The sequence below is a fragment of the Serratia marcescens genome, from assembly GCF_006715005.1.
GTDB classification, from domain to species: domain Bacteria; phylum Pseudomonadota; class Gammaproteobacteria; order Enterobacterales; family Enterobacteriaceae; genus Serratia; species Serratia montpellierensis.
This window is the reverse complement of sequence record NZ_VFMJ01000001.1, coordinates 2,065,806-2,084,530: the sequence shown is the minus strand read 5'-3', so window position 1 is coordinate 2,084,530 and position 18,725 is coordinate 2,065,806. Positions and strand designations below refer to the sequence as shown.

19 protein-coding genes are annotated in these 18,725 nt (G+C 62.0%); 11 read left to right on the top strand and 8 right to left on the bottom strand.

Annotated features, from left to right (window positions below; translation table 11 throughout):
* The first annotated feature begins 2 nt into the window (after positions 1-2).
* Both FHU12_RS09880 and FHU12_RS09875 read left to right on the top strand, forming a co-directional pair.
* Positions 3-599 carry an NUDIX hydrolase gene (locus FHU12_RS09880; protein WP_141969063.1) on the top strand — a complete coding sequence of 199 codons (597 nt, stop codon included), beginning with the start codon at positions 3-5 and terminating at the stop codon, positions 597-599.
* Positions 596-964, top strand: a complete 369-nt coding sequence (locus tag FHU12_RS09875) for an NUDIX hydrolase (protein ID WP_141969061.1) — start codon at positions 596-598, stop codon at positions 962-964. The genes FHU12_RS09880 and FHU12_RS09875 overlap by 4 nt, the downstream gene beginning before the upstream one ends.
* Positions 965-996: 32 nt before the next feature.
* On the opposite strand, the gene FHU12_RS09870 is transcribed toward FHU12_RS09875, so the two are convergent.
* On the bottom strand, positions 997-2,178 hold the full coding sequence (locus tag FHU12_RS09870; RefSeq protein WP_141969059.1) for a MalY/PatB family protein: 1,182 nt from the start codon (positions 2,176-2,178) through the stop codon (positions 997-999).
* Entirely contained in the window at positions 2,171-3,790 is a 1,620-nt protein-coding gene (malX, locus tag FHU12_RS09865) for a maltose/glucose-specific PTS transporter subunit IIBC (protein WP_141969057.1), read from the bottom strand. The genes FHU12_RS09870 and malX overlap by 8 nt, the downstream gene beginning before the upstream one ends.
* Before the next feature lie 223 nt (positions 3,791-4,013).
* On the opposite strand from malX, the gene FHU12_RS09860 reads away from it, so the two are divergent.
* A complete protein-coding gene (locus tag FHU12_RS09860; protein WP_141969055.1) occupies positions 4,014-5,045 on the top strand; it encodes a Mal regulon transcriptional regulator MalI in 1,032 nt (343 codons plus the stop codon).
* Here the strand turns inward: FHU12_RS09860 and FHU12_RS09855 are convergent.
* Complete coding sequence (locus FHU12_RS09855; protein ID WP_049196838.1) at positions 5,042-5,923, bottom strand: LysR family transcriptional regulator; 882 nt, start codon at positions 5,921-5,923, stop codon at positions 5,042-5,044. The genes FHU12_RS09860 and FHU12_RS09855 overlap by 4 nt on opposite strands.
* A 206-nt stretch (positions 5,924-6,129) precedes the next feature.
* Between FHU12_RS09855 and blaSRT the strand changes: the two genes are divergently transcribed.
* Positions 6,130-7,266, top strand: a complete 1,137-nt coding sequence (gene blaSRT, locus FHU12_RS09850; protein ID WP_141969053.1) for an SRT/SST family class C beta-lactamase — start codon at positions 6,130-6,132, stop codon at positions 7,264-7,266.
* A 26-nt stretch (positions 7,267-7,292) separates the two neighbouring features.
* Here blaSRT and FHU12_RS09845 read toward each other — a convergent pair whose 3' ends face one another.
* The gene (locus tag FHU12_RS09845; protein ID WP_141969051.1) at positions 7,293-8,201 is read right to left on the bottom strand and encodes a LysR family transcriptional regulator; all 909 of its coding nucleotides are present in this window, start codon (positions 8,199-8,201) and stop codon (positions 7,293-7,295) included.
* Positions 8,202-8,303: 102 nt separating this feature from the next.
* Here FHU12_RS09845 and FHU12_RS09840 point away from each other — a divergent pair, with 102 nt between their 5' ends.
* Entirely contained in the window at positions 8,304-9,458 is a 1,155-nt protein-coding gene (locus FHU12_RS09840; protein ID WP_141969050.1) for a serine hydrolase domain-containing protein, read from the top strand.
* Between the two features lie 43 nt (positions 9,459-9,501).
* Here FHU12_RS09840 and FHU12_RS09835 read toward each other — a convergent pair whose 3' ends face one another.
* Together FHU12_RS09835 and manA are read right to left on the bottom strand one after the other, a co-directional pair.
* Positions 9,502-11,034 carry a YdgA family protein gene (locus FHU12_RS09835; protein WP_141969048.1) on the bottom strand — a complete coding sequence of 511 codons (1,533 nt, stop codon included), beginning with the start codon at positions 11,032-11,034 and terminating at the stop codon, positions 9,502-9,504.
* Positions 11,035-11,174: 140 nt separating this feature from the next.
* A complete protein-coding gene (manA, locus tag FHU12_RS09830) occupies positions 11,175-12,353 on the bottom strand; it encodes a mannose-6-phosphate isomerase (protein WP_141969047.1) in 1,179 nt (392 codons plus the stop codon).
* A gap of 117 nt (positions 12,354-12,470) precedes the next feature.
* Here manA and FHU12_RS09825 point away from each other — a divergent pair, with 117 nt between their 5' ends.
* From FHU12_RS09825 to fumC, 3 genes are all read left to right on the top strand, one after another.
* Positions 12,471-12,704 (top strand): hypothetical protein, encoded by a 234-nt coding sequence (locus FHU12_RS09825; RefSeq protein ID WP_141969046.1) that lies wholly within the window; start codon positions 12,471-12,473, stop codon positions 12,702-12,704.
* Positions 12,705-12,828: 124 nt separating this feature from the next.
* Positions 12,829-13,161, top strand: a complete 333-nt coding sequence (locus tag FHU12_RS09820; RefSeq protein ID WP_141969045.1) for a hypothetical protein — start codon at positions 12,829-12,831, stop codon at positions 13,159-13,161.
* Positions 13,162-13,389: 228 nt separating this feature from the next.
* Positions 13,390-14,787, top strand: a complete 1,398-nt coding sequence (gene fumC, locus FHU12_RS09815) for a class II fumarate hydratase (RefSeq protein ID WP_141969044.1) — start codon at positions 13,390-13,392, stop codon at positions 14,785-14,787.
* A gap of 41 nt (positions 14,788-14,828) precedes the next feature.
* Here the strand turns inward: fumC and FHU12_RS09810 are convergent, their stop codons facing one another.
* Positions 14,829-15,494 carry a peroxiredoxin-like family protein gene (locus tag FHU12_RS09810; RefSeq protein ID WP_141969043.1) on the bottom strand — a complete coding sequence of 222 codons (666 nt, stop codon included), beginning with the start codon at positions 15,492-15,494 and terminating at the stop codon, positions 14,829-14,831.
* A 104-nt stretch (positions 15,495-15,598) separates the two neighbouring features.
* On the opposite strand from FHU12_RS09810, the gene FHU12_RS09805 reads away from it, so the two are divergent.
* The 3 genes from FHU12_RS09805 to FHU12_RS09795 all read left to right on the top strand — a co-directional run bounded on the left by FHU12_RS09805 (position 15,599) and on the right by FHU12_RS09795 (position 17,639).
* Positions 15,599-16,489: a LysR family transcriptional regulator gene (locus tag FHU12_RS09805; RefSeq protein ID WP_141969042.1), complete on the top strand. Its 891-nt coding sequence runs from the start codon at positions 15,599-15,601 to the stop codon at positions 16,487-16,489.
* A gap of 1 nt (position 16,490) precedes the next feature.
* Entirely contained in the window at positions 16,491-17,180 is a 690-nt protein-coding gene (locus FHU12_RS09800; RefSeq protein WP_141969041.1) for a helix-turn-helix transcriptional regulator, read from the top strand.
* Between the two features lie 90 nt (positions 17,181-17,270).
* Positions 17,271-17,639 (top strand): VOC family protein, encoded by a 369-nt coding sequence (locus FHU12_RS09795; protein WP_141969040.1) that lies wholly within the window; start codon positions 17,271-17,273, stop codon positions 17,637-17,639.
* On the opposite strand, the gene tus is transcribed toward FHU12_RS09795, so the two are convergent.
* A complete protein-coding gene (gene tus / locus FHU12_RS09790) occupies positions 17,629-18,567 on the bottom strand; it encodes a DNA replication terminus site-binding protein (RefSeq protein ID WP_141969039.1) in 939 nt (312 codons plus the stop codon). The genes FHU12_RS09795 and tus overlap by 11 nt on opposite strands.
* Positions 18,568-18,725: the final 158 nt, after the last annotated feature.

The window sequence follows — 18,725 nt, the reverse complement described above, 5'->3', positions numbered from 1 at the left end:
CGATGATAGCCACCAAAGACAGGGTTCGCATTGTCGAAACCCGGGTGTTGTCCGATGACTGGTACCTGCTGAAAAAAACCACCTTTGATTTTCTGCGGCGCGACGGCGTCTGGCAGCGGCAAAGTCGCGAGACCTACGATCGCGGTGATGGCGCGGTCATTTTGCTGTTCAACCGGCAGGCGCAAACGGTGATTCTGACGCGCCAGTTCCGTTTTCCGGTCTTCGTCAACGGCCATGACGGCATGTTGATTGAGGCTGCCGCCGGGTTGCTGGACAACGCGTCGCCGGAGGCGCGCATTCGCGCCGAAGCGGAAGAAGAAACCGGCTATTTCGTGCAGAGCGTGGAAAAGGTGTTCGAAGCCTATATGAGCCCAGGCTCGGTCACCGAGAAGCTGCACTTTTTCGTCGGCGAATATCAGGCGGGCGATCGCATCAACGAGGGCGGCGGGGTGGCGGCTGAGGGGGAGGATCTGGAGGTGCTCGAGCTGCCGCTGGCGCAAGCCCTGCAGGCGATTCGCCAGGGCACGATCGTTGATGCCAAGACCATCATGCTGCTGCAGTTTGTCGCCTTGAACCGGACGTTGGAGGAAGAACGATGAAAGCACAACAAATCTTGATCGCCGGTCCCTATCGCAGCGGCACCGATGGCGATCCGCAGCGTATCGCCGCCAATCTGGCGCGCCTGGAACAGGCGGCGTTGGCGGTTTACCAGCGGGGGCACGTGCCGGTGATCGGCGAGTGGCTGGCGCTGCCTTTGGCGGCGGCGGCGGGCTCCACTCAGGTTGGCGATGCGGTGAGCGAGGCGTTTCTTTACCCGGTGGCGCATCGGCTGATTGCGCAGTGTCAGGCAGTGTATCGCATCGAAGGGGCGTCTGCGGGGGCCGATAACGACGTGCGGCTGGCCAACGAGTGGGGATTGACGGTTTATCGTCGTCTGGAGGAGATCCCGTCTGTTCAGGCGTAACGCAGGGGCGGGCAGAGGCTCGCCCCGTCGCGCTATTGCTCGTCCAGCACCAACCTCAATCCGGCGATCAGCTTGTCCATGCCGGCCTCCAGCTTGCTGCGCGGGCAGCCGACGTTGAGGCGCAGGAACCCGCGGCCCTCCTCGCCGTAGGTAAAGCCCGGCATAATCGCCACCTTTTCACGCTCGATCAGCACCTGCTGCAGCGCCCGATCGTCAACGGCCAGCGGCCGCAGATCGATCCAGGCCAGGTAGGTGGCCTGCGGCGGGCGCCAGCCCAGCGCGGGAAACGCCTGCTCCAGCCGCTCGGCGACGTAGGTCAGATTATCCTGCAGGTAGTCGCGCAGGGCGTCCAGCCAGGGTTCGCCGTGACGATAGGCGGCCACGTGCGCGGCGACCGCCAGCACCGCCGGCGAGGAGAGGCCGTCGCGGGCTTTGAGCTGTTGGAAGTAGGCTTCGCGGCTGGCATCGTCGCTGATAAAGCCGTAGGCACCGGTTAGCGCCGGAATGTTGAAACTCTTGGAGCCGGAGGTCAGCAAGGCCCAGGTGCCGCTCGCCACCTGGCTCCACGGCGTATGGTGGTGTTCACCCCAGACCATATCCATGTGGATTTCATCGCTGATCACGCGCACGTCATGGCGCTCGCACAGTTCGGCCATCTGCTGCAGCTCGTCGCGGCGCCACACTTTGCCGGTGGGGTTATGCGGGCTGCACAGCAGCAGGATCTTGGTCTGCGGTCGCGCCAGCAGCGCTTCGAGATGCGCCATGTCGCAGCGCCAGTCGTCGCCGGCCTTGTGCAGCGGACAGGCCAGCAGCTGGCGCTGGTTGGCGAGGATCACCTTGTAGAAAGCATCATAGGCCGGGGTATGGGTCACCACATAGTCGCCCGGTACCGACCATTGGCGGATCAGCTGCGCCGCCATGTAGATAACGGAAGGGCCGTACACCGCCGTTGCGGTGTCGATGGCGGCATTGAAACGTTGCTGATACCAGTGGCGCAGCGCGCTGAGAAAATCCTCATGCTGCCAGCGGCTGTAGCCCAGCACGCCGTGCTGCAGGCGCTGCTGCAACGCCTCGAGGATGCACGGCGCGGTGGCGAAATCCATATCGGAGATGGTAAACGGCAGCAGGTCGGCGCTGCCGAAACGATCGGCGATATAGTCCCACTGGGTGCACCAGGTGCCGTGGCGGTCGATCGGGGTCGAGAAATCAAACATGGGTGGCTCCCTGCAGCGCCGCGGCAGGTTGCGCCGTGGCTATCAGTGAGTCTAATTCATCCTTCACCGATTGCACCTGTGGGCCGATCACTACTTGCAGATTATGATCGTTGAGATGCACTACGCCGATGGCGCGGTTGGCCTTCAGCGCCGCATCGTCCACCTGGCTCATGTCGTTGACCGACAGGCGCAGGCGGGTGATACAGTTGTCCAGCGTGATGATGTTGTCCGGGCCGCCGAGCGCCGCCAAAATCGCCGGCGCGTTGTAGCCGGATTTGCCCACCGCGCCGCTTGGCGCACTTTGGCTGACGGCGCTATCGCTCTCGCGGCCCGGCGTTTTGATGTTAAAGCGCTGGATGGCGAAGCGGAAAATGGCGTAATAGCCGACGAACCAGATGGCGGCCACCACCGGCACCAGATACCACTTGGTGGCGGTGCCGTGCAGAATGCCGAACACCACGAAGTCGATGATATTGCCGTCGGTATTGCCGATGGTCACGCCCAGCAGCGCCATCACGGTAAAGCCCAACCCGGTGAGCAGCGCGTGGATCAGGTAGAGGAACGGCGCGACGAACAGGAACAGGAACTCGATCGGCTCGGTGGTGCCACCAACCACGCAGGCCACCACGCCGGAAATCAACAGCCCTTTGATCTTATGACGGTTCTCCGGCTTGGCGCAGTGGTACATCGCCAGCGCCGCGCCCGGCAGGCCGCCGAGAAACGCCGGCATTTTACCTTGCGACAGGAAGCGGGTGGCGCTCTCGGCGAAGCCGGTGGTGGTTGGGCAGGAGAGCTGCGCCTGGAAGATGGTCAGGGCGCCGCTGACGCTGTGGCCGCACACTTCCATGGTGCCGCCCGCCTCGGTAAAGCGGATCAGCGCCACCAGAATGTGCTGCAGGCCGAACGGCAGCAGCAAGCGTTCGCCGGTGCCGAACAGCATCGGGCCAAAGGCGCCGGCGCTGTTGATCACCCAACCCAGCCCGGTGATGCCGGCGGCGAACCACGGCCAGATCAGCGGGATCACCAGGCCGCACAGGCCCAGCACCACGGTGGTGACGATCGGCACGAAGCGCGTGCCGCCGAAGAACGCCAGCGCGTCCGGCAGGCGGATGGTGTGGAAGCGTTCATGCAGGCGATAGACGATGATGCCGACGATCACCGCGCCGAGGATGCCGGTATCGATCGACTGAATGCCGAGGATGTTCTGGATGTTGTTGGCTTTCAGCACCAGCGGATCGCTGGTGGGCAGCACGCCGGCGGCGGTCAGGTAGAAGTTGGTGCCCAGATTCAGCACGGCGAAGCCGACGAAGCCGGAGAAGGCGGCGACGCCCTTGTTCTCACGCGCCATGCCCAGCGGAATGGCGATGGCGAACATCACCGGCAGGAAGCTGAAGGCGAAGGAGCCTACCTTGCTCATCCAGGTAAAGATCAGCTGGAAGATCGGGTGGCCGATAAACGGCATCAGGGTGATCACGTCGCGGCTGCTCAGCGAGCTGCCGATCCCCAGCATGATGCCGCAGAAAGAGAGCAAGGCGACGGGCAACATGAAGGTTTTGCCCAGGCTCTGGAAAAACTCCCAGAGGGTGATTTTTTGTTTGTTGGCTGCTGACATAACCGACTTCTCCTGGCGAAAAGACGAGCAAAAAGGGGACTTCTGATTAGGTAAAAAGAAGATAAAACGTTTTACCTAGCAAAAATGCGCCGCCAATCACAAATCTGCCGCCCGGTTTTTGGCGACAATGCGGCAGGCAGTAAAACGTTTTACTGAGCTAACGGATTCGGTATACCCTTGATCATTACGGCGCGGGTTGCCCAGGAACGGGTTCGCAGAGACTATGAGCATCAAAAAAATCACCATCACCGATGTGGCGCAGCAGGCGGGCGTGTCGGTCACCACGGTTTCCCTGGTGTTGAGCGGCAAGGGGCGCATTTCGCCGACCACCGTCGAGAAGGTCAATCAGGCGATAGAGCAGCTGGGTTATGTGCGCAATCGCCAGGCGGCGACGCTGCGCGGCGGGGAGTCCGGGGTGATTGGCCTTATTCTGCGTGACATCTGCGAACCCTTCTATGCCGAAATGACCGCCGGTCTGAGCGAAGCGCTGGAGACGCACGACAAGCTGTTGTTTTTGACGCAGAGCGGGCACGACGGCCAGGGCTTGCAGCGCGCGTTTGACGCGCTGCTGGCACAGGGCGTTGACGGCATCGTGCTGGCGGGCGGCATTCGCGCGGCGGCTGGCCTGAAGGAGAAGGCGGCCGAGCAGGGCGTACCGCTGGTCTGCGTGGCGCGCTCCAGCGGCCTCGATGGCGTGGACGTGGTACGGCCGGACAACATGCAGGCCGCCAAGCTGGCCACCGAATTTTTGATCAAGCGCGGCCACAGCCAAATCGCCTACCTCGGCGGTCAGAGTGACTCGTTGACGCGCGCCGAGCGGCTGGGCGGCTTTTGCGCCACCCTGGTGCAGTACGGCCTGCCGTTTCGCAGCGAATGGATCGTCGAGTGCGATTGCCGGCAGCGCCAGGCGGCGGAAGCGGCGGAGCAACTGCTGCGCCATTACCCGAACATTACCGCCATCGTCTGCCACAAGGCGTCGGTGGCGCTCGGCGCCTATTTTGGTCTGGCGCGCAGCGGCCGCAGCATCGGCTCGGACGGGGTCGACGCCTACTACGGGCGGCAGGTGGCGCTGATCGGCTTCGGCGACGTGCCGGAAGCCGAACTGACCGAGCCGCCGCTGACCTTCGTCTCCAGCTCGGCGCGGGAAGTGGGGCGCAGTGCCGCCGCGCGCCTGCTGCAGCGCATCGGTGACGCTGACCTGCCGGCGCAGAACGTCATTCTGCCCCCGACGCTGATCCGGCGCGGTTCCGCCTAGCCCTGCCGCTGTTCCTCTTCCGCCTCCCGGCGGATCCAGCCGATAAAGGTTTTCATCGCCGGCGTCAGATCCCGCGATTTCAAATGGGTCAGCCAATAGGCGCCGAGCGCGGCCTCGGCGGCGAACGGCCGCTGCAGCGCGCCGGCGGCCAGTTCGCGGCGGAACATGCTGACCGGCGCCAGCGCCACGCCGTCGCACTGGATAGCGCCTTCCACCATCAGCCTTGACGAGTCGAACACCGGGCCGTTGATCCGCCACGGCGTCACCTGTGCCGCAGCGAACCAGCGCTCCCATTCATCCTTGCGGTAGGTGCGCATCAGCTGCTCATGCTGCAGATCCTGCGGCGTACGCAGGCGCGCGGCGACCGCCGGCGGGCAGAGCACCGTCAGCGGCGCGTCGAACAGCTTGATATTGCAGGTGGCGGGCCAGAGGCCTTCGCCGAAGCGGATGGCGAAATCCATGCCGTCGGCCGACAGATTGACCAGGTTGTTGTGGGTCAGCACCCGCAGATCGATAAACGGGTGCGCCGTGCGGAACGCCGCCAGCCGCGGCATCAGCCAGCCGACGGCGAAGGTGCCGACCACCGCCACCGTCAGCACCTCGTGGAAATGCCCGCCTTCGAACTGCTGCAGCACCGCCTCGATGCGGTCGAAGGCGTCGCTCAATACCGGCAGCAGCGCCTGGCCCTCTTCGGTCAGATCCAACCCGCGCGGCAGGCGGCGGAACAGCTGGATGCCCAGTTGTTCTTCCAGCATGCGTACCTGCTGGCTGACGGCGGCCTGGGTCACCCGCAGCTCCAGGCCGGCGCGGGTGAAGTTCAGGTGGCGGGCGGAGGATTCGAACGCCCGCAGGGCGTTGAGGGGAAGTCGATTGCGCATTGTCGATAGCCATAAGTTTTTCTTTATGCTGGCTGAAATTATTATCGCTTGTCAACCCGGCGGCAAAATCCGATATTTGGCGCGGCTGCTGAGAGTGTCGCGGCAGCCGTAAAGGAATGACATCATCAATCAGGGAAAGCGCCGTGTATAACGCCAACAAAAACTTTTGGCCGCGGCCGATACCCTGCAACCTAAGAGTTTCTATCATGACGAAAATGAACCGCCTGGCGGCCGCGCTGATCGCCGCACTGATCCTGCCGACCGCGCACGCCGCGCAGCAGCAGGATATCGACGCCGTTATTCAGCCGCTGATGAAAAAATATGGCGTGCCGGGCATGGCGATCGCCGTGTCGGTTGACGGCAAACAGCAGATTTACCCGTATGGCGTCGCCTCGAAGCAGACCGGCAAACCGATCACCGAGCAAACGTTGTTCGAAGTGGGCTCGCTGAGCAAAACCTTCACCGCGACGCTGGCGGTTTATGCGCAGCAGCAGGGCAAGCTGTCGTTTAAAGACCCGGCCAGCCACTACCTGCCCGAGCTGCGCGGCAGCGCCTTCGACGGCGTCAGCCTGCTGAATCTGGCGACCCACACCTCCGGCCTGCCGCTGTTCGTGCCGGACGACGTGACCAACAACGCCCAACTGATGGCGTACTACCGGGCCTGGCAGCCGAAACACCCGGTGGGCAGCTACCGCGTTTATTCCAACCTCGGCATCGGCATGCTGGGCATGATCGCCGCCAAGAGCCTCGACCAGCCGTTTATCCAGGCGATGGAACAGGGGATGCTGCCGGCGCTGGGCATGAGCCACACCTACGTTCAGGTGCCGGCGGCGCAGATGGCCAACTATGCGCAGGGCTACAGCAAGGACGATAAGCCGGTGCGGGTCAATCCCGGCCCGCTGGACGCCGAGTCTTACGGCATCAAGTCCAACGCCCGCGATCTGATTCGCTATCTGGACGCCAACCTGCAGCAGGTGAAGGTGGCGCAGCCGTGGCGCGACGCGCTGGCCGCGACGCACGTCGGTTATTACAAGGCGGGCGCGTTCACGCAGGATCTGATGTGGGAGAACTACCCGTATCCGGTGAAACTGTCGCGTTTGGTTGAAGGCAACAACGCCGGGATGATCATGAACGGCACGCCGGCCACAGCCATCACGCCGCCGCAGCCGGAATTGCGCGCCGGCTGGTATAACAAAACCGGCTCCACCGGCGGTTTCTCCACCTACGCGGTATTTATCCCGGCGAAAAACATTGCCGTGGTGATGCTGGCCAACAAGTGGTTCCCGAACGACGATCGCGTCGAGGCGGCTTACCACATCATCCAGGCACTGGATAAGCGCTGACGGTCAGGGGCGCCGGCGAGGCGCCCCTACCACCGATGCTGTCGTTCACGCCGCTCGCGCATGAAATCGATAAAGGCGCGCAGCTTGAGCGGCAGATGCCTGCCGGCGGGAAAGTAGATGAAAAACCCCGACGCTTCGCTGGCGTAACCCGGCAGCACTTCCACCAGTTGCCCCTGCGCCAGCTCCTGCAACACCGTGCCTTGAAAACGTTGTGCGATACCCAAGCCTGCCAACGCCGCATCCTTGATCAGCCGATCTTCGTTAAAAATCAAACTGCCGCTGACGTCCAGCGCGCGCTCATCGTTGCCCAGGCTAAAATACCAGGGTTCCAGTTTGCCGCTGCCGGGGAAACGGTAGCGCAGGCAGTGGTGAGCCGGCAGGTCGTCCGGCATGGCCGGTACGCCGCAGCGCGCCAGATAGTCGGGCGAGGCGACCAGCACCCGGCGCTGGCCGTTGTCGATCGGCACGGCGATCATGTCCTTCTGCAACATGGCGTGCATGCGAATGCCGGCATCGAAACTGCCCAGCACCAAATCGGAAAAGCGGTCTTCGGTAAACAGCTCCAACTGCACGTCGGGATAGCGCCGTTGAAATTCCGCCAGGTGCGGCATCACCAGCAGCGAGGCCGCCAGCTGCGGCAGCGTGATGCGCAGCAGGCCCGCCGGCTGTGCGCCCAGGGCGCGCACGTCATCCGCCGCCACGTCGATCTGGCTCATCGCCGGCGACACCTTCTGATAGAACAACCGGCCCTCGTCGCTGAGGCGCACCGAGCGGCTGGTGCGGTGAAATAACCGCACTCCCAGCTGGTTCTCCAGCGCCTGAATGTTTTGCGACACCGCCGGCGGCGTGACGCCCAGTTGGCTGGCCGCGCGGGTAAAGTTGCCCAGGCGAGCGACGGCTTCGAAATAGGGCAGCAGCTGCAGGAGTGAACTCATCTATTAATAACCTGTGCTTAATGATTCATTAAATTATGCCTTATTTTAATTTATGACGAACGTTTTAGACTGATTTTACTTTCCATTAGAGAGATTAAAATCATGTCGGCAGAACAACGGGCGTTAACAGAGCGGATCGCGGCGATCGATCAACAGGCGATGGCCGAAGGGCGCATCGTAGGTAGCGTGGTGCTGGTGGCGCGGCAGGGCGAGATTTGCTACGCCGGGACGGCCGGCTATGCCGATCGCGAAGCGCGGCGGCCGATGCGGCGAGAAACGCAGTTTCGGCTGTCGTCGGTCTCCAAACCCTATACCACGCTGGCGGCGCTGCGCCTGATTGAGCGGGGTAAGCTGAGCCTGGACGATGCGGTCAGCGACTGGCTGCCGTGGTTTACTCCAGCGCTCGCCGACGGCCGGCAGCCGGCGATCAACATCCGGCATTTGCTGAGCCATACCGCGGGTCTGGACTATCGGCTGAACCAGCCGCCGACGGGCGTTTACCACCAGTTGGGGATCCAGGACGGCGTGGAGCTGTCGACGCTGACGCTGGAGCAAAACCTGCGGCTGTTGGCGCAGGCACCGTTGCTGTCGGCGCCGGGGGAGCGCTTCAATTATTCGCTGGCGATCGACGTGCTTGGCGCCGTGCTGGAGCGGGTGACGGGTATGCCGCTGCCGCAGCTGTTTGTCGAATGGGTGGCGCAGCCGCTGGGGCTTGGCAATACGGCGTTCCATGCGACGGATGCCGCGAACCTGGCGACGCCGTATTACAACACGCCGCAAGGGCCGCAGCGCATGCATGAAGGCCTGCGGGTGGCGCTGCCGGAGGAGATGGCGGGGGGCGAGGTGCTGTTTTCACCGCTGCGGGCGCTCAACGCCGGGGCCTATCCTTCTGGCGGCGCGGGCATGGTCGGCGATGCTGACGACGTACTGAAGCTGGTGGAGGCATTACGCAGCGGCGGGCAGGGTATTTTGCAACCGGAGACGGTGGCGTTGCTGCGCAGCCCGCACGTGGGCGCGCAGGCGCAAACGCAAGGGCCGGGCTGGGGATTCGGTTTTGGCGGGGCGCTGCTGGTGGACGCAGAGGCGGCGCAGACGCCGCAGCATGCCGGCACGCTGACCTGGGGCGGGGTTTACGGCCACAGCTGGTTCTTTGATCCACAGGCGCAGCTGAGCGTGGTGATACTGACCAACACCGCGTTTGAAGGCATGTGCGGCCGCTACCCGCAGCAGATCCGCGATGCGGTTTACGCAGCGTAAATAAAAAGGGCCCCATAGGGGCCCTTGAACGAGAGTCAGGCGATTACTGCGCCGGTGCCGGAGCGGGTTCCGCTTCCTGCGCCGGTTCGCCGTCTTCCGCTGGGGCGCCCAGCAGGCCGAATTGGCCGATGAACTCCTGCAGCGACATTTTGTTGCCGTTCAGGTCAACCTGATTGTCAGCGTAATGGAACTTGCTCGCGATCACGCCGTCTTTCTGGGTTGTCAGCTTGAACATCTGGCCCATGGCTGCCAGGCCCTGCACTTGCTGCTGCGCCAATTTCTGCGCGTCTGCTTCATTGTATCCCTGCAACAGTGCGGTCTTCGCGGTCACCTCGGTGGCCATTGCTTCCGGAATGGTCAGGCTGAGATCCAGTTTTTTGACCGCCTGAGCGATCAACTGATCCGACGATTGCGCCGGGGAAGAAGCCTTGCTCGGATCGGTCAGCGCCAGATCCAGCGTGAAGGTGCTCTCACCCTTGCTGTTTTTCCAACTCAGCGGGGCGATACTGATGCTCGGGTTACCTTTCAGCAGCAGCGGCAGGTTCTTTTGCAGCATCTCGGTGGTCTGTTGTTCGTAGACGTCAGGATCCAGGTTTTCGCCCTGCTGCAGCAGCGCCATGGTCTGGCGGTTGTAGCTATCGGAGAAGTCTTTCAGCGCTTTGCCGTCGACGTTGTCGATTTTCAGCGTCAGTTTACCGGCGCCGAAGTCGTTGCCTTGTACCTTGAGTGCGTCCATGGTGTAGTCGATCTGGCCGCCGATATTGCTGCTGCCTTGCTCGCCGAACTTGCTCACCAGATTGAAACCGTCCAATGCCACGGTGTCTTTACCGTCGATCGTCAGTTTGAACTGCTTCAGCGTCATCGTCTGATCGCCGAGTTTCACGCCGAACTTGCTCTCGTTGCTGTCGCCTTTCAGGTTGAAGCCCTGGAAGGTGATCTGTTCGTTTTGGCCGAAGGCGTTCGGGCTGGCGATCACGATATTGTCGCTATTGGCGTCCAGCGCGAATTTTTTCAGATCGCTGGACACATCGGCGTTGATGGTGGCGCCGCTGAATTTCAGCGAGGACTTATCCTTTTGGTAATCCAATGGGATAACATCGATGGCAGACGAGGTATCGCCGCTGTACGAGATGCGTGAATCGGCGGTAAACAGCGATTTGCCTTTGGTGGCGTCAAACAGGCCTTTCACCGCCGGGGTATTTTCCAGTTCGGTATGCACCGACGCCATGCTCGGCAGCAGGTTGAATTTCTTCAGCTGCGCGAACGGGAACGGACCGTGATCGATGGTTTCCAGGAACGCCACTTCTTCACCGGCTTTCAGCGCCGCGTTTTCACTGGTATCCGTGCCGTCGGAACGCAACACATAACGCACTTTACTGCTGAACAGGCCGCGCTGGTAATTTTCATAGCTCAGCTTAACGCCGGCTTTCGGCAGGTAGGCTTTCAGCTGACCGTTGGCGTTGTCGACGACTTCGCCCATGTGCTGCTCGATCTGTTTCCCGGTGTACCAGGATGCCCCGGTCCATGCTGCGCCAAGAACCACAATGACGCTGACAGCGACTAACGATTTTTTCATAGCTCTGTTTCATCCTTTTTTTTTATCACCCTCCGTTACGCGGGAGGGGCAAATAGGGGCCGACAAATAACGCCCGCAGGCGTTTAATTGTGGGGGTAGCTCTCGCTTTCAGCAAGCAATTTGCTGAAATTTATCAACGGTTAGGCCAACTGGTTATAAACCCGGGCGATGCGGCCGCTGCCGCTGACGTTGACCGGGGATTCGAAAGCCCCGATAAAGCAGGATTCGCCCGGTTTGAGCGTCAGGCGTTGCCCGGATTTTTCCAGCGTCGCTTCGCCGGCGACGCAGAACACGATGGCGGCGCTTCGCTGTGCCAGCGCCTGCGGCGCGGCGGTCAAATCGTGCAGCGAGAAGGCGAAATCCTCCACCGGGATCGGGAAGAACAGCTCGTTGCCGCGTTGCTCCGGCTGGGTCAGCAGGCCTGACACCGGCTGCGGGCGGAACTGCAGGTTGGCCAGCAGCTCGGGCACGTCGATGAACTTCGGCGTCAGGCCTGCGCGCAGCACGTTATCCGAGTTGGCCATCACCTCCAGCGCCACGCCTTTCAGGTAGGCGTGCGGCGTTTCCGCATACAGGAACATCGCCTCGCCCGGCGCGAGCTGCACCACGTTCAGCAGCAGCGGTGAGAACAGACCGCTGTCGTCCGGATAGAAGCCGGCGATAAAGCGCACGGTATCCCAGGGTTCACCCTGCTGGTTGTTGAGCGCGGCTTTCAATACGCCGAGCGCCAGCGACTTTTGCTCGCCGCTCATCGTCAACAGGCTGGCGAACAGGGTGGACAGATGCGCGGTGTCCGGCTGCTGCAGGAAGGCGGCGATATCGTGGTGCGCGCCGGCGATCGGCTGCAGCAGGGAAACGATATCGGTCAGTTCGCGAAAGCCGTTCATCGCCAGGAAAGGCGTCAGGGCGAAGACCAGCTCGGGCTTGTGATTAGGGTCTTTGTAATTGCGTTCGGCGGCGCTCAGCGGGATGCCGGCGGCGTTCTCTTTCGCGAAGCCGATCTCGGCCGCCGCTTTGCTCGGGTGGACCTGGATCGACAGCGGTTGATCGGCGCACAGCACTTTAAACAGGAACGGCAACTCGCCAAAGCGGCTGGCGACGTCGGCGCCCAGCTGCTTTGGCTGGTCTTCATCGATCAGCTCGCGCAGCGAACGCAGCGCGCCATCGGCGCCCGGCACGCGGGAAGGGCTCTTGGGATGGGCGCCCATCCACAGTTCGGCCATCGGCTGATTATCGGGATTGGCGATGCCGTAAAGACGGGTCAGCGCATCGTGGCTGCCCCAGGCGTAATTCTGTACCGCATTGGTCATTTTTTGCATGTCGATAAACGTCCTTCTGCGTCATTGCCGCACTGCATGGCAATAACTAACTGATTTTATAAGATTAACTTAATCTATGCCGACGACCATCATACGCCCGCGTCGGCGGGAAAAATCATGGGCGCGATCAAAATAACGCCGGATAACGTCGCGCCCGGCAACGGGCCAAAGTATAGCGTGATAACGATCGGCGTCTCAAATGGCGCACTGCCTTCAAAGCGGCCGTCAAAAACCGCCGATCGATTATTCTTTGGGACAGTGGGGTTATTGCCGATAGCCCGGCATCTTGCCTCCTTATTTATTTTTCAGCATGTCAGAATATGTCAGCTGAATTTATTTTTTACCGTCTGAGCCACTCCCTTATTATTATTTTCGCGCGGCGCCGGGCGATCACACGCCGAGCTTAAACCTGCGCGCCAGACCCCTTTACCGTAACGGCTAACGAGTCGATTTAACGAAACAAGAGGTCTGTTGCATGAAAAAACTGTTGTTGCTGTTGGGGCTTTGCACCGGCACAGCCCAGGCGGCGGTGATTGTCACCTATCCTTACGCCGCGCCGCGCACCGTGGTGATAGCGCCGGCGCCGATCGTCGTTACACCCGCACCGGTAGCGGTTCCCGCCGCGATCGCGCCCGTGACGCATCCGCTGGCGCTCACCGCCGGCGCGGTGGTGACCGGGGCCTATCGCCATAATGAAAGGCAGAACACCTACGACGAGATCAATCATCTGCAGCAGCAACGTATCGATGAGCTCAATCATTTACAGGCCCAGCGCATCAATAATTTTAATTCGCGCCATCCGCGTTAATGGCTACCCACGCTTTTATTCTCCCGGTCATGCCGGCCGTTTATTTCGGTGCGGGTTAACCGACGGAAAATAACCGCGTCATGAAGGGGTAAAAGAGATGAAACGTGCTGTGAGATAACTCTCTTAATGCGAATAGTTATTATGTCACTATACTGGGAGTGCATGCCGACGGGGGGTAGCGCGTCGGCCTAACCCTACAATTTTAGGAATTATGCTAAGGAGATAATGATGGCAGGCGTTCGTATCGAAAAAGACTCTATGGGCCCCATCGAAGTACCGGCCGACAAGCTGTGGGGCGCGCAAACCCAGCGTTCGTTGGCGCATTTCCGTATTTCCTCCGAAAAGATGCCGACCGCGCTGATTCACGCGCTGGCGTTGACCAAGCGCGCCGCCGCGCAGGTGAACGTGGATCTGAGGCTGCTGCCGGCCGAGCGGGGCGCCGCCATCATCAATGCCGCCGACGAAGTGCTGGCAGATCGTCATGCCGACCAGTTCCCGCTGTCAATCTGGCAAACCGGCTCCGGCACCCAGACCAACATGAACATGAACGAAGTGTTGGCCAACCGCGCCAGCGAGCTGCTGGGCGGCGTGCGCGGCGAAGAGCGCAAGGTGCACCCGAACGACGACGTCAATAAAAGCCAAAGTTCCAACGACGTGTTTCCCACCGCGATGCACGTGGCGGCGGTGATTGCGCTGCGCGAGCACCTGATCCCCGAGCTGAAAGTGCTGCACAAGACGCTGAGCGACAAGGCTGAAGCCTATCGCGACATCGTCAAAATCGGCCGTACCCATCTGCAGGACGCCACGCCGCTGACCCTGGGGCAGGAGATCTCCGGCTGGGCGGCGATGCTGGCGCACAATCTGAAACACATCGAGGACAGTATCCCACACATCGCCGAGCTGGCGCTGGGCGGCACGGCGGTCGGCACCGGCCTGAACACCCACCCTGAGTACGCGGTGCGCGTCGCTAAAGCGCTGGCGGAGTTGACCCATCAGCCGTTCGTCACCGCCCCGAACAAGTTCGAAGCGCTGGCGACCTGCGACGCACTGGTGCAGGGGCATGGCGCGCTGAAAGGGCTGGCGGCTTCGCTGATGAAGATCGCCAACGACGTGCGCTGGTTGGCGTCCGGCCCGCGCTGCGGCATCGGCGAGATTTCGATCCCGGAGAACGAGCCGGGCAGTTCGATCATGCCGGGCAAGGTCAACCCGACCCAGTGCGAGGCGATGACCATGCTGTGCGCCCAGGTGCTGGGCAATGACGTGGCGGTGAACATCGGCGGCGCTTCCGGCAACTTTGAGCTGAACGTGTTCCGCCCAATGGTGATCCACAACTACCTGCAGTCGATTCGCCTGCTGGCCGACGGCATGCAGGGTTTCAACGAGCACTGCGCGGTGGGCATCGAACCGAACCGCGATCGCATCACCCAGTTGCTGAACGAATCGCTGATGCTGGTGACGGCGCTCAATACCCACATCGGCTACGACAAGGCGGCGGAAATCGCCAAGAAAGCGCACAAGGAAGGGCTGACGCTGAAAGCCGCGGCGCTGAAACTTGGCTATCTGACCGAAGCGCAGTTCGATGAGTGGGTGCGGCCGGAAGCGATGGTCGGCAGCATGCAGAAATAATGACGTCATGCCTAAATGGGGCGCGGTTGCGCCCCGTTTTTTCACGCTAATCCTTCCAGTACCGACAACAGCGCCTGCGGCTCCGGCCGCCGGGTGTAATCGGCGTGCGCTTCCGCATAGGCAATATGACCATCGCGGGCAATAACGAACCGCGCCGGCAGCGGCAGCGTCCAGCTGTCATCCTGGTTGAACTGCGCCAGATCGAGGCCGAGCCGCTGTTGATACAGGGCGATCAGCGCGTCCGGCAGGCGGTAACGCAGGCCGAATTGAGCCGCCAGGCGGTTGCCTGCATCGCTGAGCAGCGGAAAGGTGAGATCGTGATCGCGCGCGGCCTGGCGGTTATGCACCGCGCTCTGCGGTGAAATGACCACGAGCTGCGCGCCGTGCTGCGTGATGGCGGGCAATGCGGCCTGCAGCGCCTGCAGATCGATCGTACAGTAGGGGCACCAGATCCCGCGATAGAAACTGACGACCAGCGGGCCCTTCGCCAACAGCGCCGTGGAAGAGCATGGCCGGTTTTCGCTGTCCGGCAGGGTAAAGCCGGGCACGGCGTCGCCGATCTTCAGGGCGCGTTCGGCGATGCCGGAAGCGATCTGCGTTTGGATCGCCTTACGCATCAGCGCGTGCTCTTGTTCTGCGAGTGTGAACGGCAATTGGTCGGCTTCGAATGCCGCTTTGAAGGTATCGAGTTTGTCTTGCAGCGTCATGCGTTCTCCTGACGGGAATGAGGGGGAAGTGCTCATCTTGCCCATTCCGCAATGGCGCGTGTAGACTGCAATAAATGCTAATCGTTATTCCAGCAAGGAATGCCATGGGTAAATTTGCCGATTACGAAACCTATGCCTGCGTTTACGAGAGCGGTTCCTTTACCGCAGCGGCGCGGCGCCTGCACGTGGGGCAGCCGGCAGTCTCAAAAGCGGTGGCGCGGCTGGAACAGCAGCTCGGCACGCGCCTGATGCTGCGCTCGACCCACGGCCTGCAGCCGACGGATGCGGGGCAGCAGCTCTATCAACGCACCCGGCGTATTCTGAACGAGCTGGCGGAAACGGAAGCGCTGGTGCAGAGCGCAGGCGAGACCCTGAGCGGCCGGCTGCGGGTCGCTTCGGCGGCGGTGTTCGCTCGCATCGTTCCCCTGCCTGATTTGACGGCGTTTATGCGCGCCAATCCACGGTTGAACGTCGATCTGCTGCTGGATGACGGCAATCTGTCGCTGATTGAAGAGGGCATCGATATTGCCCTGTGTATTGGCGAGCTGGAGGATTCCGGTTTTACCGCCCGTAAATTGGGTGAGGTAAAACAATGCGTGATCGGTACGCCCGGCTATTTTGCCGCTGCCGGTATGCCGCAGCGGCCGGAAGATCTGTTGCAGCACGAGATGGTGATTTATCATCGACGTGGCGGCGGCGAGCAGTGGCGCTTCAGCCGCGGAGAGGAACAGCGCACGCTGCGGCTGCCGGGGCGCATGCGGGTCAATGCGGCGGAGTGCGTGCGTGAGCTGGTGATGGCGGGCTTCGGTGCTACCGTCGCCAGCGAAGGCATGTTTCGCAACGAGCTGCAAAGCGGGGCGGCGATTGCGGCTTTAGCGGACTGGCAACTGCCGCCGCTGGCGCTGTGGGCAGTGTTCCCCGGCGGCCATTTCGTCTCGGCCAAGGCGCGAGCCTTTGCCGATTTTGTCCAAACCGCGCTATGCAGGGAATCGTGATATGTCGCGCGCACAACGTTTACTCGATCTGATGCAGCTGCTGCGCAGCCACCGCTATCCGGTGGCGGGCCATACGCTGGCGCAGACGCTGGGCATCAGTATGCGCACGCTGTACCGCGACATTGCCACGCTGCAGCAGCAGGGGGCGGAGATCGTCGGCGAGGCGGGCGTCGGCTATGTGCTGCGGCCCGGTTTTATGCTGCCGCCGATGATGTTCTCGCAGGCGGAGACAGAAGCGCTGGTGCTGGGGATGCGCTGGGTCAGCCGCCACGGCGACAGTCAGCTGGCGAGCGCGGCGGGCCAGGCGCTGGTCAAGATTGCCGACGTGCTGCCGCCGGCGCTGCGGGAGGAGCTTGAGGCCAACACGCTGTTGATCGCGCCGGTTCAGGCGCCGCCGGTGGCGGATGAGCTGCGGGTGCTGATCCGCGACACCATCCGCCGCGAGCGCAAGCTGCATATCGACTATCTCGATCTGGCGGGGCAGCGCAGCGAACGCCTGCTGTGGCCCTTTGCGCTGGGTTTTTTCGACCAGTTCCAGATGCTGGTCGCCTGGTGCGAGCTGCGCCAGGCGTTTCGCCATTTTCGCCTCGACCGCATTCAGGCCGCTACGCCGTTGGAACAGCGCTATCCGCGCGGCCGGCGGCGGCTGCTGAAAGAGTGGCGCCTTCGCGAGGGCATTGCGGAGCAATAGCGGCACGCTGCTGCCATAAACTGTCAGTCGTGCCCCTTAGTCTGTGCCTATCGGGAGCCGGCCGGTTCCCATGACCCAGAGGACAGACCGATGACCCTTCCCAGCATGACCCTGCTTTACGTCGACAACCCGCTGAACAGCGCCGCCTTTTATCAACGTTTACTGGGACAGGCGCCGGTAGAGCTTTCTCCCGGCTTCGCCCTGTTTGTGCTCAACAACGGCTTCAAGCTGGGGATGTGGGCCAAACAGGGGGTAAAACCGGCGGCTACTCTGACCGGCGGCGGCGGTGAGCTGGGCTTCTTATGCCAGGATCCGCAAGAGGTCGAGGCGCGCTATAACCAGTGGCGCGAGCTCGGGTTGCCTATCGAGCAAACGCCGACCGAGATGGAGTTCGGTTACACCTTCGTAGCACGGGACCCGGACGGCCATCGCCTGCGAGTGTATACCCTCAGCGAGTAGCGTCGTCGGTATACAGGTGCAGGCGCGGCACCAGTAGCCGCAGCGGCCGGGCGTCGGGTTTGTAACGGTGTTTCACCGCGTCGACGTCGTAGTTGAGCAGCTCGCCAATCTTCGGCACGGCGGCGCCGCTCTCTACCTGACACAGGGCGATCAGCGGCAGCGGGCAGGGGTGTTGCACCTGCTTTTGCTGCTGCTGATACCACACCCGGGCGATAGGCTGTACTTTGACCGGCCGCTTGATTTTCAGCGTCGCGTGCTGCGGCAGGCGGCCGACGTCGTCTATCTCGCGGCTGACCAGGGCAGCCCACTGTTCACGGCTGTGCGGCGGTACCGCGCGGCCGGCTTTCAGGCTTTTTTCCAGCTGCGCCAGGATATCGTCTCGCTTGACGTTTTTGATGATGTGCTTGTTGGCCCAGCCGAAGCGCACGGAGTCGGGGTTGGTCAGGGCGGTGAGGGTGCGATAGGCGCTGAGGGTAATCAGCCCGTGCAGATGGGTGTGTACGAACTCGAAACGCTGCTCCGGCGCCAGGCCGGAATCGACGGTGATAATCTGTTCCAGTTCGCCCTTCAGGCGGTTGATGAGCGCCAGCTGCGTTTGCAGCGCCTGATACTCCGGCTGCTCCACCGCCAGACAGATAACGCCGGGCAGGCGCACGGCGGCCTTGCTGCTGACATTCTCCCGGTTATGGTGGATGAACAGCCGCTGATAATGCTCCAGCGCCAGATCGCGCGCCGCTTGTCCCACATGCTGTTCGACCGCGATATGCGAGATAGCCTGATGTTCCAGGCCTTTTTCAACCTCCGGCAGGCTGAACACCCGCGCCGCCAGCAGCCGCAGCGGGACGATCTGCTGCTGCAACGCGCCGAGCGCCTGCTCCAGCTCGGTAAAGCAGGCGTTCATTCGGCCAATCACATCGTATCTGCTCATCGCACGCTCCTATATTAGTTACAACATACTATAGAAGAGTGGCGGACTGGGGGCAACATCGGCTACTGGGGTAACGGTAGCTTCACTGGCCACCCGGCTTACCAGTAGAAAATGCGCCATAGCGGTCTCTGGCAGCAGGCACGCAATACACCCGGTAT